Raw genomic sequence first — 14,531 nt, forward strand, 5'->3', positions numbered from 1 at the left:
GGCGACGGTGGCCGTCCAGACACCGAATGGGTTCAATCTCGATCGTTCCGGCAGGCGAATCGTCATCGATCCGCTGACGCGGATCGAAGGCCACCTGCGTGTCGAAGCCAATCTCGATTCAGACAATGTGATCCGCAATGCGGTCTCAAGCGGCACGATGTGGCGTGGCATCGAAGTTATCCTGCGCGGGCGCGATCCGCGCGACGCCTGGGCGTTCACCGAGCGGATTTGCGGGGTATGCACCGGAACCCATGCGCTCACCTCCGTGCGCGCGGTTGAAAATGCACTAGGAATTGCGATTCCGGAGAATGCCAATTCGATCCGCAACATCATGCAGCTGTGCCTGCTCGTGCATGATCACCTCGTACATTTCTATCACCTGCACGCGCTGGATTGGGTCGACGTGGTCTCCGCGCTCAAGGCCGATCCCAAGTCGACCTCCGCGCTCGCGCAGTCTATCTCGCCCTGGCCGCTATCGTCCCCTGGCTATTTTAAGGATTTGCAGATCCGGCTCACCAAATTCTTCGGATCAGGCCAACTCGGTCCGTTCAAGAATGGCTATTGGGGGCATCCGGCCTACAAGCTGTCACCGGAAGCGAACTTGATGGCTGTAGCGCATTATCTAGAAGCGCTCGACTTTCAGAAGGAGATCGTCAAGATCCAGGCGATCTATGGTGGCAAGAACCCGCATCCGAACTGGTTGGTCGGCGGCGTGCCCTGCGCGATCAACGTCGACGGAACTGGTGCGGTGGGTGCGATCAATATGGAGCGATTGAACATCGTGTCCTCGATCGTCGACCGTTCGATCGAGTTTGTCGAGCAGGTCTACCTGCCCGACATTGCCGCGATCTGCTCGTTCTATAAGGACTGGCTCCATGGCGGCGGACTTTCGAGCAAAAGCGTGATGTCCTATGGCGACATCCCCGAAAACGCAAATGACTGTTCCGCCAAAAGCTTCAAGCTGCCGCGAGGGGTCATTCTTGGTGGCAATCTCAAGGAGATACTGCCGATCGACCATGGTGATCCCGAGCAGATCCAGGAATTCGTCCCGCATTCATGGTATAAATACCCCAGCGATTGCTGCGGACTGCATCCCTGGGACGGTCTCACCGAGCCGAGTTTTGAACTTGGGCCAAAACTCAAAGGCAGCAAGACAGATATTAAGGAACTCGACGAGGGCGGCAAGTATTCCTGGATCAAAGCGCCGCGCTGGCGCGGCCACGCCGTGGAGGTCGGGCCGTTAGCGCGATACATCATCGGTTATGCGCAAGACAAAGCCGAGTTCAAGGAGCCCGCCGAGAGACTGCTCAAGGGGCTCAATCTTCCCCTGAGTGCGCTGTTCTCGACGCTTGGCCGTACTGCGACGCGAGCGCTCGAATGCCAGTGGGCGGCGCATCAGATGCGTTATTTCCAGAATAAGCTGGTAATCCACATCAAGGCAGGCAATACGGCAACTGCCGATGTCAGCAGGTGGAAGCCGGAAACCTGGCGCAAGGAGGCCAAGGGCTACGGGTTCACTGAGGCGCCGCGCGGTGCGCTTGGGCACTGGATCAAGATCAGGGACGCCAAGATCGACAATTATCAATGTGTTGTGCCGACGACGTGGAATGGATCTCCTCGCGATCCCAAGGGCAATATTGGCGCCTTTGAAGCCTCCCTGATCGGTACCCCGATGGCCGATCCGCAGCGGCCCCTGGAGATCTTGCGCACGATCCATTCCTTTGATCCATGCTTGGCTTGCTCGACCCATGTGATGAGTCCTGATGGCCAGGAAATGGCTTCAGTCAATGTTCGTTAGGGGCATGCCGGACAGGGCTCGGAAGCTCCTTGCCGCCGTCGATGCGGCACCGACTGAAGGCAGGATCGGCGGTGGCATCGCCTCCGCGCCGGTGCGACTGTGGCATTGGGTCAATGCCGCGACCATTCTGATGCTGAGCTTAACCGGCTATCTCATTGGAACCGGGACACCGGCGATGTCGGGAGAGGCAACCGGCAATTTCCTGTTCGGCTACATCCGCTTTGCTCATTTCTCGGCGGGATATGTGCTCAGTACCGGCTTTCTTCTGCGAATCTACTGGGCTTTAATGGGAAATGCGCATGCCATGCAGATCTTTTGGGTGCCGCTCTGGCGCAGGTGCTTTTGGCGCGAGGTCTACCACGAGATTCGCTCGTATGCGTTCCTTACAGTTGAGCCCGAGAGGCGCGTCGGGCGCAACCGTCTTGCTCAGCTCGCAATGTTCTTTATGTTTACGCAGACGATCACGTTCATGGTTGTCACAGGATTTGCACTTTATGGGCAAGGTGCAGGCACTGACAGCTGGCAGTACAAGCTGTTCAGCTGGGTATTTTCAATTTGGCCGAACAGTCAGGACGTCCATACCTGGCATCATCTCGGCCTGTGGGTGATCGTGACCTTTGCGCTGGTCCACATCTACGCGGTGATCCGTGAAGACTCATGTCGCGCCGGAGCATCTAGTCCATCGGGTGAGCGCGGGTCTCGCGATTGACTGGGAGGCGGATGCTGAATCCGGAAACCAAGAAGAGGATTCTGGTGCTCGGCATCGGCAATATCTTGTGGGCCGATGAGGGATTTGGCGTGCGGGTGGTCGAGGAGTTTCATCGCCGCTATGCCATCGATGACAACGTCACCGTTCTCGATGGCGGCACACAGGGGCTCTACCTCATTAGTTTTCTTGAGCAGGCCGATTGCCTGATCGTGTTCGATGCTATCGACTATGGATTACTGCCCGGGCAGTTGAAGCTTGTGCGAGATGACGAAGTGCCAAAATTTACCGCCGCCAAGAAGGTGAGCCTGCATCAGACCGGCTTTCAGGAGGTCTTGAGTGCGGCCGACCTGCTTGGCCGCCGCCCGCGAGAGCTCGCTCTCATCGGCTGTCAGCCGCTGGACCTGGAGCATTGGGGCGGTCCGCTGACTGCCCCGGTACGCTTTCAGATTGCGCCTGCGATTGAACTGGCTTGCAAACTCCTGGCGCAGTGGGACTCGCCGGCAAAACCGCGGACCGCGCCGCTGCCTGCATCAGAACGACTATTGGCGAACAATATCGACCATGCAAATTATGAGATGAGGACGCAGCCGATCTAGCGGCCCGCGAGTGACCATGTGCCTTGGATTGCCAATGACGATTCTCGAGACCGACGGCATCACGGCGCTGTGCGAGTATGGCGATAAACAGCGGCGCGTCTCGGTCATGCTGCTCTCGGACGCCGTGGTCGGCGCAAAGGTGCTCGTTCATATCGACAGCGCGGTGCGGCTTTTGGATGAAAATGAAGCAACGCTGATCTCGCAAGCACTGGACGGGCTTGAGGCCAGCCTCAACGGCCAGGACTGCGATCCCTTCTTTGCGGACTTAATCGGTCATGAGCCGCAATTGCCGGAGCACCTACGCTAGCGATTCCGCTTGCGGATATTGCGCCGATTGCTTGCTCACACATTGGCTTCCAGTCGCACGTAACCTTTGCATGGAAAATGTCAGGCGCTTCGAGCCTCTGGTTCGAGGGGGAGACGCGGCCAGACGATGATTGGCATGCACCTTGCTAATAGCCTGTTAGCAGAAACCGAAGATTTTCAGAAGGCGTGTGATGAAGTTGCAGCCGGCGCAGCGTGGTCTTTCGCGGCCCGCTCCATCCGAGGTGGGGGGCGTCAGCGGAGGTGCGTGCCTAGTCGCACACGCTCCCGTGAGGGCGGACGTGATGCCGCAGTCACCGGCCGATCTCCTATATTTGCTCCGAATCATCAAGCCCGCGTACTTCCGTCCTGAAATGGTCAACTCGTTTCGGCGGCGCATGCAAGGCGCAGTGCCTGCGGGCGGCGTTGGTGGCGAACTGGTCGGCCGGCTCGGCCTGCGCGGCCCGTCGAGCCCGAGCCTGCGCCGTCGGCGCAATACACTCCGCGTGATCGGCAAGAGACCGGTCCGTTTGGTCAGGATCAGCCGTATCTCGGTACCGATCGTTCGGCCACACGCCGGCAGCACTTGTGTCGGCAAGGGCATTGCTCCTCGAGACAGCCAACGGAACATCGCATGATGAAAACAGCGCTCCGCGTTGCATCGGACGGCGACGAGCGGGTGGCGAGCAAGCTTGCCATGGGCTCTGGGAGCCTCGATGTATTCCATGGCGGGTCGAGGAGTGCGCTCGCCAGCGGTTGGCGCGATGGCGACGGGCTTGCAAGGAACTATCCAAATGCCACCGCGCTCTTATCGAATGCCGCTGCTGCCGTTGCCAGCCAGAGAAGGGGCGCTCGGACGCAACAGTACGGACTCGCGAATCTCAGCGATCCCGAGCGCAAGCTGATTGGCGAAGTGCTCGGAGAAGGTGAGATTGCTGGCGTGGTTGCGCTGCCAGATGGCACTTTGGCGCAAATCCGGGAGTCCGTGCTTGCGGGAATCTGGCGCGTGCGCATCGGGACCGATCCGGCGCACGAATATGTCGAGGTCGGAGCGATTCCGCAAATTGTCCGGCGCGCCGCAAGTGACCTGACGTCCGCCGATATTGTGATCCGCGCGGCGCCGGACGGCGCGATGAACGTGCAACCTTTGCTCGCGGAAATACGCGAGCGGTCGCGCGTCTGGCGGTTTGGCATGCGCGCTCACGTCATCAATCTCACGTTGCTGCCGATGAGCGTTATCGATCTGGCATTCCTGCAGCTCAGCCTGGGCAATGGCCCGGTCCAGCTCATCTTCCGCGGTTACGGAACGTGCCGAGTGCAGGCGACCGGGATCAGGAATGTCTGGTCGGTGCAGTTCTTCAATTCTACGGACAACATCATCCTTGATACGCTGGAGGTCGGCGGCGTGCCGATTGTTGCGTTGGCTGCCGACGAGGATTTCCAGGACTCTGCCGAACGCATGCAGGAAATTATTAAGGCGTACGTCACATGAAGAGCTTGGAGAACGTTCGGCGTCCGGGGGGATCCCGTAGACGGCGCGTGCGCAGCGACCGCCGGCATACCTTGCGCAGGATGTTTGCGGAGCGGTGCGCATGAGCCTTGCTGCCCACAACAAGATCGATGTCACCGTATCGCTTGCTGCCGACGTAGTCGCCGCGGTCGAGATCCTGCCGCGAGTCCGGCCGCCGCTGGGGCAGCTGTTCGCTGGCAAACAAGCTTCGTCGCTGCTTAAGGTGCTGCCGCGGCTCTTCGCATTGTGTGCCGCTGCGCAGCAAACCGCACTGCTGTCCGCGATCGAGACGGCGCGCGACGAAGTGATCACACGCACAACAAAACAGCATCGTATTGCGCTTATCGTTACCGAGCGCATCGCGGACTTGCTAAGGGGCCTCTTTGTCGGACATCTTGCGCAAGACGTCATCAGTGCGGCGGCAGTCCGCTCCGTGATGCGGGAAATCTCAGCGCTTGTCGGCACCACCCAGCCACCCTGGGGCTCCACTCAATGCGAAGCAACGGTGCGGATTGTGGCTGCGCTGGCCGCGCTCGGCATACCGAATGAGGGTGGCGCGCTGACATCCGGTAGCCCATTGGCGCTTCGCATTGCAGCGCTTGATGAGATCGACCTGAAGTCAATTCCGGCGGAGCACTCGTTCCTGTCCGTTGCTGACGACCGCAACATCATTAAACGGCTGCTCGTGGATGACGCTACATTTTGCCATTGTCCCGATCTTGACGGACATGCGCCCGAGACGGGTCCATGGGCGCGCCAAATGGCGCGTGATCAACTCTCGCCGAGCCCCTCCGGAGCGGCCGAGCGGCTGAGGGCCAGAATTGCTGAAATCCTCCGGCTATGCGCCTGGCTCAAGGCCGGTGCTCAGATTGAGTCGGCGGAGCATGGGATTATCGAAAGATATAGGCTAGGGCCCGGCCGTGCAGCGGCCGCGGTCGAATGCGCCAGGGGGCGTCTCTACCAAGCGGTTGAGCTTGATCCTCAGGGCCGGATATCCCGCTTCGAATTCCTTGCGCCGACGGAGTGGAATTTCCACCGCCGCGGACCGCTTGTCCGCAGCCTGCAGGGCGCGGTGCTGACGGCTAGACGGCGTCGGGATGCAGTCCATGCAGTGATTGCATCGCTCGATCCGTGCGTCGGATTCACCCTCAATTTTCGCGAAATTGGCGATGCATGAAATGGCGATTTGTCTTGGCATCATTCAAATCATCGAGGAGGAGGCACGTCACCGATCGTTTTCGCGCGTACGGAGCGTCTGTCTAGAGATGGGAGCGCTGGGCCATGCTGCGCCTGAAGCGATCAGGTTCTGCTTTGCTGTCGTTGCAACGCGGACCGTTGCCGAGGGCGCGGTCCTTAATATCGTCGAACGGCCAGGCATTGTCTGGTGCATGAGCTGTTCGAAAAGCGTTGAAATTGCACGGCGCGGTGAGTGCTGTCCTCGCTGCGGCAGCTATCAGTTGCAGGTAACCGCGGGCGAACAGATGCGCGTGAAAGAGCTGGAGATCGATTGATGTGTACCGTTTGCGGCTGCACCGACGGGACGCCGTCGACCGAACGCGCCAAGGCGCATGACGCGGAGAGCCACGCGCGTTACTATGTTGATATGCAGGACGATTTCGATCGCGGTTACCATCCGCATGGCGACCAAGGCCTGCAACGTTCATACCATGTTCGCGACAGTCATAGTCACGATCATCGCTTTGCCCATCACCAGGCTCATGGCGGGCAGGCGCTGCTGAGCGGCGGCGCCGGGCCGGCTGGCTTGAAGGCTGCGGGCATGAGCAGAGAGCGGGTCATTCAGATCGAGCGCGACATTCTTGGCAAGAATAATCGGATTGCGGCGGACAACCGCGCGCTCTTCGTAGCTGATGACCTGCTTGTATTTAATCTTCTGTCTAGTCCTGGTGCAGGTAAAACGACCCTGCTTGTCCGCGCCGTGTCCGAGCTCAAGCGCAGCCGTCCGGTCGGGGTCATCGAAGGCGACCAGCAGACCTCGAACGATGCCGAACGCATTCGGGCCGCCGGCGTGCCGTCCGTTCAAGTCAACACCGGCAAGGGTTGCCATCTCGATGCTGCAATGATTGGCGAGGCTCATCGGCGCTTGCCGCTGCTGATTGGCGGTATTCTCTTCATCGAGAACGTCGGTAATCTGATCTGTCCCGCAGCCTTCGATCTTGGTGAGGCCTGCAAGATCGTAGTCTTGTCGATTACCGAAGGTGAAGACAAGCCGCTCAAATATCCTGATATGTTTGCCGCTTCTTCGCTCATGGTGATCAACAAGATTGATCTAGCCCCGCTGCTCGATTTCGATTTGGGTAAGACGATCGAATACGCCAGACGCGTCAATCCGAAGATTGACGTGCTTGTAGTTTCGGCTCGTACCGGCGAGGGGTTTGGCGCGCTCTACGCCTGGATCGATAGACAGGCGAGGCCCAGAGGCCCATCGTAGAGGACACAAGGCGATGAACGCCGCAACCTCCTGCGACCGAACACGGCTACGCGTGCGCGTGAGTGGGGCCGTACAAGGGGTCGGCTTTCGTCCTTACGTCTATGGACTCGCTATGCGGTACGGATTGGCGGGATTTGTCATCAATGGCCCCGACGGTGTTACGATCGAGGTCGAGGGGCATCGGGCCTCGGAGTTTATCGCCACGTTGCCGCTCGAGGCGCCGCCATTGGCACGCATCGACCACATCTGCGTTCGGGAGACTGCGGCGCTCGCGGCGAAAGACTTTTCGATCGGCACGAGCGAAGGCGGCAAATTGTCAACGCAGATCGTCGCTGATGCTGCGGTCTGCCAGCAATGTCTCAGTGAGCTGTTCGATCCAGAAAATCGGCATTACCTTTACCCCTTCATCAGTTGCTGCCATTGCGGCCCACGCTACACCATCGCCGAACGGCTTCCCTACGATCGCCGCAACACCGTCATGAGGGTTTTTAGGCTGTGCGCAGCCTGCGCGGCCGAATATGGCGATCCGGAGAGCCGCAGGTTTCATGCGGAGGCGATCGCGTGTCCGACATGCGGTCCTCGGCTCAGCCATGAGATCAGCGCCATTGTCGCGGCAATCGCGGGTGGACAAATCGTGGCGATAAAGGGGCTGGGCGGATACCAGCTGCTTTGCGATGCGCGTAACCAGGACGCGGTGCAGCGTTTGCGCAGGAGAAAGCAGCGCCTTCAGAAGCCGTTCGCGGTTATGGTCGATTCGATAGAGCGCGTCAGCGAGATCGCGGAGGCGAACGTGCCCGAGCTTGCGCTGCTCGAATCCGTAGCACGTCCCATCGTCCTTCTGCCTTCGCGAAACAACCTGGCGCCCGACATAGCTCCTGGCTTGTCACGTGTGGGTGTCATGCTGCCTATAGTGCCGCTGCATCACCTCATCTTTCATGCGCTTCGCTCGGCAGGTGCATGGGCGGGGGCCGGCGCGGTCATCGTGGCTACCAGTGCCAATCTTGGCGGCGAACCGCTCCTGATCGACAACGCGCAGGCGCTGCGGCGGCTCGATGAGATCGCCGACCTTGTCGTGACCCATGACCGCGATATCCTGACGCGTGCTGATGACTCCGTGGTGTCAGTGGTGGCTGGCCGGCCACAATTCATTCGTCGTGCCCGTGGCTATGTTCCCGAACCCATCAGGCTTCCGAAGTCTGTGCCCCCCGTGCTCGCCGTCGGCGGCGCGCTGAAATCGACCATCACCATCACGCGGGACAACCAAGCGTTCGTCTCTCAGCATATTGGCGATCTGGATACGGCCGAAGGCGTTCGTGCGTTCGAGGAGACGATCCGACACCTCACATCGAGCCTTGACGTGGAGCCTGTCGTCGTCGCCCATGATCTGCATCCCGATATGGTTTCTACCCGGTTTGCGGAAGCAAATGGCCGCGAGCTGGTGGCTGTCCAACATCACCACGCACACGCTGCCGCAGTGATCGCCGAGCATGGCCATGCGGGACCTGCGCTTGCCCTGGTGCTCGATGGCCATGGCTTTGGTTCCGACGGCGGCAACTGGGGTGGCGAACTATTGTTGTGCGAAGGCCCGAGGTGCCGACGCATCGGGCACTTAGCGCCGCTGCAAATGCCTGGTGGAGATCGTGCAGCTCGCGAGCCCTGGCGCATGGCGAGCGCAGTACTACACGGGCTCGGCCGGGGTAATGAAATCGGGCCGCGCTTTGCGGCGCAAAGGCGGGCTGGATGTGTGTCGGCCTTGCTCGATCAGCCGGGCGGGCCCACCACGACCAGTGCGGGCCGGTTGTTCGACGCGGCAGCGGCGCTGCTGGGGATTGCGAGTTTGCAGAGCTATGAGGGCGAAGCGGCGATGAAGCTCGAGGCGCTGGTGGGGCGGACTGCGATTCTCGAAGCCGGCTGGACGATCGACGGCGGCGTGCTGTCGCTTCGTCCGCTGTTTGCGCAGCTGATTGCACATGACATTGACGCCGTGGGCGGAGCCGGGCTTTTTCATGGCACCTTCGCTGCCGCCTGCGTTGACTGGGTCACACGCTCTGCGCGGACAACCGGCGTTAATACTGTCGTTCTGAGCGGCGGCTGCTTCCTGAACGCGGTGCTGGCTGATGAGATCCCGCGCGGTTGCAGCGCTGCCGGCCTTACCCCGCTCGTGCCACGGCGGGTGCCGCCCAATGATGGCGGTTTGAGCCTTGGCCAGGCCTGGATTGCCGCTCTGCAGATTGCTCAACGGTCGTCCGCCAGGGAAGGAACAGCCTGATATGTGCCTTTCAGTGCCGGCAAGGATTGCGAAAATTCATCCCAACGACATGGCTACGGTGTCCATCGATGGCATCAGCCTGGAGATATCGATTGCTCTCATCGACGAGCTCGAGGTCGGCGATTGCGTCCTTGTCCATGTCGGCTATGCGCTGGCCAAGATCGATCCGACGGAAGCCAAGCGCACGCTGGAGCTCCTGCAGGAGCTAGGCAGTGCAGGAGAACGCCGATCATGAAATATGCCGACGAATTTCGCGACAAGGCCATCGCGCAGGGAATTGCGCGTGCGATTGGCGCCGAGGTCAGTTCGCAAAGAGCCTATCGGTTCATGGAATTCTGCGGCGGACACACTCATGCGATCTCCCGCTACGGCCTGGAGGATCTGCTGCCCGCGAACGTTCGCATGATCCACGGGCCCGGTTGTCCCGTCTGCGTTCTGCCCGCCAGCCGAATTGATATGGCGATCCGGCTCGTCGACCGACCAGAGGTCACTCTGTGCGTCTACGGCGACCTGATGCGCGCGCCTGGGTCGCAAGGACAGTCCCTGTTGCGAGCCAAAGCGCTCGGCGCAGACATTCGGATGGTCTACTCGACGCTCGACGCTATCCGGCTCGCCGAACAGGCGCCGAGCCGCGAGGTGGTCTTCTTTGCCATTGGATTTGAGACCACTACCCCTCCGACGGCGGTGATGATCCGGATTGCCGAGAAGAAGCGGTTGAAGGGCCTCAGCGTGTTCTGCAATCACGTGCTTACACCCTCTGCGATGCACAGCATTCTCGAGAACCCCAAAATCCGCGACACCGGCGGGGTTCCAATCGACGGCTTCATCGGGCCTGCACATGTGAGCACCATTATTGGCACGCAGCCTTACGAGCCTCTGGCGGAACAATTCGGCAAGCCGATCGTGATCGCGGGTTTTGAACCGCTCGATGTGATGCAGGCGATCCTGATGCTGGTGCGGCAGGTGAACGAAGATCGCTACGAGGTAGAGAACCAATACAGTCGTGCGGTGACGCGTGAAGGCAATCGGCGCGCCAAGGAGGAGGTATCGCAGATATTCGAACTGCGCGAGCAGTTTGAATGGCGAGGGCTCGGACTCGTCCCCAACAGCGGACTGAAGCTGAAGCAGGCTTACGCGCAATTCGACGCCGAGACGCGTTTTGCGATCCACGACCTGCGTATCGCAGACAATCCGGCATGCGAGTGCTGCGCGATCTTGCGTGGCGCCAAGCGGCCGGTCGACTGTAAGCTGTTTGGAACCGTCTGCACGCCGGAAACTCCCATAGGATCCTGCATGGTGTCATCAGAAGGCGCTTGTGCGGCGTATTGGGCCTACGGCCGAGTTCGCGATGAACAGTTGAGGCGGACGTCATGAGCGTAAAGGCTTATCAACGCAAGCTCGACATCGAGAACGGACGCGTTGATCTTTCCCATGGATCCGGGGGCCGTGCCATGGCACAGCTGATCTCCGGCCTTTTTCACCAAGCCTTTGGTAATGAATGGCTCGCCCGCTGCAATGATCAGTCCGCGTTTGACGTTGCGGCAGGCAGGATGGTGATGACGACCGACGGCTATGTGGTTTCCCCGCTGTTCTTTCCGGGCGGTAATATCGGGTCACTGGCTGTGCACGGCACGATCAATGATGTCGCGATGTCCGGCGCGCGTCCCCTCTATCTGTCGGCCAGTTTTATCATCGAGGAGGGCTTCCGGTTTTCGGATCTGAAGGCGATCGCGGATTCGATGGGCGCGGCAGCGCGCGGCGCTGGCGTTTACATCATTGCCGGAGACACCAAGGTGGTCGAGCGCGGCAAGGCCGATGGTTTGTTCATCTCTACGACCGGCATCGGGATTGTGGCCGATGGGCTCGATCTCTCCGCCGACAAGGCAAGGGTCGGGGACCGTGTGCTGGTGTCCGGTAGCGTCGGCGATCATGGGGTGGCGATCATGTCAAAACGTCAGAACGTCGCTTTTCAAACCGAGGTCGTCTCGGATTGCGCAGCGTTGCATAATCTCGTAGCGGTCATGGTTGCCGCCGGCGGTAGCAGCATCCGGGTGATGCGCGACCCGACGCGGGGTGGGCTTGCCGCGACCCTCAACGAGATTGCGCATCAATCTGACCTCGGGTTCCATCTGGAGGAAACATCCATTCCGGTGAAGCCCGCGGTTGCAGCTGCCTGCGAGCTCCTTGGTCTCGATCCGATCCATGTCGCCAATGAGGGCAAGCTCGTTGCGATCGTCGCGCCTGATTTGGCCGATGCCGTGCTTGCAGCCATGAAGGCGCACCCGCTCGGGTCCGATGCAGCTGATATTGGCGAGGCGGTGGCTGACGATCGGAAATTTGTGCAGATGGCGACCGGTTTCGGCGGCCGGCGAATCGTTGATTGGTTGTGGGGCGAACAATTGCCTCGGATCTGTTGAACACGTTGCGCATCGTCCAGTTTTTTGGAAACCAAATTTATGATCAATGGTCATTAGCCAAGCGCCATCAGCTTTGGAAACGATCCCTTCTATGGGCAAGTCTACCCAACCGGCACACTGCGACTCGGCTCTTCAAGAAGTTTCGGCGAGGCTGGATTTCGGTTGTTAGCTTTTTCACGAGCCGAGAACGCAATTCGAAACTTCATCGCGATCACGCATTTTCGACGGTTAAGCTCAGCGAGCATGGTCACTCGATCCGCTCGGCACCAGTGGGTTTGAAATCCTGCGAAGCTTGCCAAATATCGCTGAATTTCTGCGTCATTTTGACGGCTGCGTCGCAATATCCCTGCTCGCTTCCGATTAGAAAGGCGCTCCAGGTAGGGAGTTTTCAAATGAAGGTCGGAGTCCCCAAGGAAATCAAGGCGCACGAATATCGCGTCGGCCTTACCCCGGGAGCTGTCCGCGAATACGTGGCAGCGGGCCACCGCGTGATGATCGAGACCAATGCCGGCGCTGGCATTGGTGCAACCGACGACGATTATCGCAATGCTGGCGCAACGATTCTAACTTCCGCAGTTGAGGTATTCGCATCGAGCGAGATGATCGTAAAGGTTAAGGAGCCTCAGCCGTCCGAATGGTGTCAGCTGCGGGAAAATCAGATCCTTTTCACTTATCTGCATCTGGCCCCCGACCCGGATCAGGCCAAGGGCCTCCTGAAATCTGGATGCACCGCGATCGCCTATGAGACCGTAACTGATGCGCATGGTGGTCTTCCGCTGCTGGCGCCGATGAGCGAGGTCGCGGGTAGGCTTGCGATCGAAGCGGCGGGTAGCGCCCTGAAGCGGAGTGCAGGCGGACGAGGGCTGTTGATCGGTGGGGTGCCCGGTGTTCAGCCTGCCCGTATCGTGGTGATCGGAGGTGGTGTCGTTGGTACGCACGCGGCACGCATGGCGGTCGGTCTGGGCGCAGAAGTGACCATCATCGACCGTTCGATACGCCGGCTCCGCGAGCTGGACGAGCTATTCGAAGGACGCGTTCGCACCAGGTTTTCGACTATCGACTCCGTGGAGGAAGAGGTATTTGCGGCGGATGTGGTGATTGGTGCGGTGCTCGTTCCAGGTGCGAGCGCGCCGAAGCTGGTCCGCCGGAGCATGCTGAGCTCGATGCGCAAGAGGGGGGTGCTCGTGGATGTCGCTATCGATCAGGGCGGCTGCTTTGAGACATCGCACCCAACCACCCACGCTGATCCTACTTACGAAGTGGATGGCGTCATTCATTATTGCGTGGCCAATATGCCTGGGGCTGTACCGCTGACCTCGAGCCAGGCACTGAATAACGCGACGCTGCCGTTTGGTTTGGCTCTGGCCAACAAAGGTTTTTCCGCCGTGCTCGAAAATCCGCATTTGCGCGCGGGCCTCAACGTCCATCGGGGCCGACTAACTTACAAAGCGGTGGCCGAAAGCCTCGGGCTGCCCTTCTCACCGATCGAACAGGCTGCGGCCTGATCCCAGAGGCCCTTATGGGCGTTTCCTCCCTGACTTAGGCCACCCCTCGGGGTGGCTTTTTTTTGGCTCCATCGATCTGCTGACCGCCGTCGGCATAAGTGAAGGATCACCAGACGAGCGCCGGCTTCAGTCGCTCGCACGATGCGAGACAATGTACGTTCGCCCATACAGCGCATATGAATGCCGGTCTTGCCAGGTAATCGAAGGCAATTGAGAATGCGTCCCGCGGGTCCGCAGGGGACCCGCAATCACGGGCGACTTTATCTGGCGCGATCGCCGCGACCCTTTCTGGCTGGCTGTGGAACGCCGACCGGACCGGTGATGACTGCGCGGGCTGTTTATCGCGGTGCCGTCGCCGAGGCCGCCGGTGTCCCGTGACTGGGGCTTGGGGTCGACCTGATACACCGGCGGAGAACCTTGTGAAGTCGCGCGGCGCATCGATCATAGCCGCGGCACGACCACCTTAGGATGCATCGCAGGCTGGCTAACGCGGTTCACCTGATCGCTGACTGCCGAGAGATCGACCATGCGCAAACCACGGCATCGAGATCAAGCTGCTGTCATGCGCGTTGTAGGAATTGCGACACCGTGTCGAGGCGGCGACTTGCGTTATCGAAAATAGCCCAGACAAATCAAGGTTAACTGTCTGGCACAAGACTTGAAAGCAAGAAACTGTCGCGCAACTTTTGCTCATGGAATCGCAGTGATGGCCTACAAGATAATCGCATCCCAGTGCACCGTCTGCGGTGCGTGTGAGTTCGAATGTCCCAATGCCGCGATCAGCCTGAAGAACGATATATATGTGATCAATCCGACCCAGTGTACGCAATGTGAGGGGCATTTTGACGCGCCGCAATGCGTGGTCGTTTGCCCGGTGCCCGATACCTGCGTGCCGGCATAGGTGGGGTAGCCGATGAGAGGAGCTCCGGCGCGAAGCATGATGAAGAGGCTATCGTCAGCCGCCGCCGTTTGGAT

The 14,531-nt window shown here is 59.9% G+C and carries 15 protein-coding genes; all 15 read left to right on the top strand.

Features of this window, described 5'->3' with window-relative positions:
- The first annotated feature begins 7 nt into the window (after window positions 1–7).
- The 15 genes from ACTEK7_RS35280 (at window position 8) to ACTEK7_RS35350 (ending at window position 14,457) form a co-directional block, all read left to right on the top strand.
- Window positions 8–1,798 (top strand): nickel-dependent hydrogenase large subunit, encoded by a 1,791-nt coding sequence (locus ACTEK7_RS35280; RefSeq protein ID WP_225129622.1) that lies wholly within the window; start codon window positions 8–10, stop codon window positions 1,796–1,798.
- Window positions 1,799–1,802: 4 nt separating this feature from the next.
- Window positions 1,803–2,507: a Ni/Fe-hydrogenase, b-type cytochrome subunit gene (gene cybH / locus ACTEK7_RS35285; RefSeq protein ID WP_225140454.1), complete on the top strand. Its 705-nt coding sequence runs from the start codon at window positions 1,803–1,805 to the stop codon at window positions 2,505–2,507.
- An 11-nt stretch (window positions 2,508–2,518) separates the two neighbouring features.
- Window positions 2,519–3,103, top strand: coding sequence for a HyaD/HybD family hydrogenase maturation endopeptidase (locus ACTEK7_RS35290; RefSeq protein ID WP_225129620.1), 585 nt, complete (start codon window positions 2,519–2,521; stop codon window positions 3,101–3,103).
- Between the two features lie 16 nt (window positions 3,104–3,119).
- Window positions 3,120–3,410: a HypC/HybG/HupF family hydrogenase formation chaperone gene (locus ACTEK7_RS35295; RefSeq protein ID WP_225129618.1), complete on the top strand. Its 291-nt coding sequence runs from the start codon at window positions 3,120–3,122 to the stop codon at window positions 3,408–3,410.
- Window positions 3,411–3,711: 301 nt separating this feature from the next.
- Window positions 3,712–4,044 carry a hypothetical protein gene (locus tag ACTEK7_RS35300; protein WP_225129616.1) on the top strand — a complete coding sequence of 111 codons (333 nt, stop codon included), beginning with the start codon at window positions 3,712–3,714 and terminating at the stop codon, window positions 4,042–4,044.
- A complete protein-coding gene (locus ACTEK7_RS35305; RefSeq protein WP_225129652.1) occupies window positions 4,044–4,898 on the top strand; it encodes a hydrogenase expression/formation protein in 855 nt (284 codons plus the stop codon). The genes ACTEK7_RS35300 and ACTEK7_RS35305 overlap by 1 nt, the downstream gene beginning before the upstream one ends.
- 100 nt (window positions 4,899–4,998) lie before the next feature.
- Window positions 4,999–6,093, top strand: a complete 1,095-nt coding sequence (locus ACTEK7_RS35310; protein WP_225129614.1) for a hypothetical protein — start codon at window positions 4,999–5,001, stop codon at window positions 6,091–6,093.
- Entirely contained in the window at window positions 6,086–6,427 is a 342-nt protein-coding gene (hypA, locus tag ACTEK7_RS35315) for a hydrogenase maturation nickel metallochaperone HypA (protein ID WP_225129612.1), read from the top strand. Before ACTEK7_RS35310 ends, hypA begins: the two co-directional genes overlap by 8 nt.
- On the top strand, window positions 6,427–7,365 hold the full coding sequence (gene hypB / locus ACTEK7_RS35320; RefSeq protein ID WP_225140385.1) for a hydrogenase nickel incorporation protein HypB: 939 nt from the start codon (window positions 6,427–6,429) through the stop codon (window positions 7,363–7,365). Before hypA ends, hypB begins: the two co-directional genes overlap by 1 nt.
- Before the next feature lie 13 nt (window positions 7,366–7,378).
- Window positions 7,379–9,634 (top strand): carbamoyltransferase HypF, encoded by a 2,256-nt coding sequence (hypF, locus tag ACTEK7_RS35325; RefSeq protein WP_225129607.1) that lies wholly within the window; start codon window positions 7,379–7,381, stop codon window positions 9,632–9,634.
- Between the two features lie 49 nt (window positions 9,635–9,683).
- A complete protein-coding gene (locus ACTEK7_RS35330; protein WP_306469171.1) occupies window positions 9,684–9,869 on the top strand; it encodes a HypC/HybG/HupF family hydrogenase formation chaperone in 186 nt (61 codons plus the stop codon).
- Entirely contained in the window at window positions 9,866–11,008 is a 1,143-nt protein-coding gene (gene hypD, locus ACTEK7_RS35335; RefSeq protein WP_225129604.1) for a hydrogenase formation protein HypD, read from the top strand. Before ACTEK7_RS35330 ends, hypD begins: the two co-directional genes overlap by 4 nt.
- Window positions 11,005–12,051 (top strand): hydrogenase expression/formation protein HypE, encoded by a 1,047-nt coding sequence (hypE, locus tag ACTEK7_RS35340; protein WP_225129602.1) that lies wholly within the window; start codon window positions 11,005–11,007, stop codon window positions 12,049–12,051. The genes hypD and hypE overlap by 4 nt, the downstream gene beginning before the upstream one ends.
- Before the next feature lie 392 nt (window positions 12,052–12,443).
- Entirely contained in the window at window positions 12,444–13,556 is a 1,113-nt protein-coding gene (gene ald / locus ACTEK7_RS35345; RefSeq protein ID WP_225129650.1) for an alanine dehydrogenase, read from the top strand.
- 706 nt (window positions 13,557–14,262) lie between these two features.
- Window positions 14,263–14,457, top strand: a complete 195-nt coding sequence (locus ACTEK7_RS35350) for a 4Fe-4S dicluster domain-containing protein (protein WP_225129601.1) — start codon at window positions 14,263–14,265, stop codon at window positions 14,455–14,457.
- Window positions 14,458–14,531 lie beyond the last annotated feature (74 nt).

The organism is Bradyrhizobium sp. JHI2711, assembly GCF_056156565.1.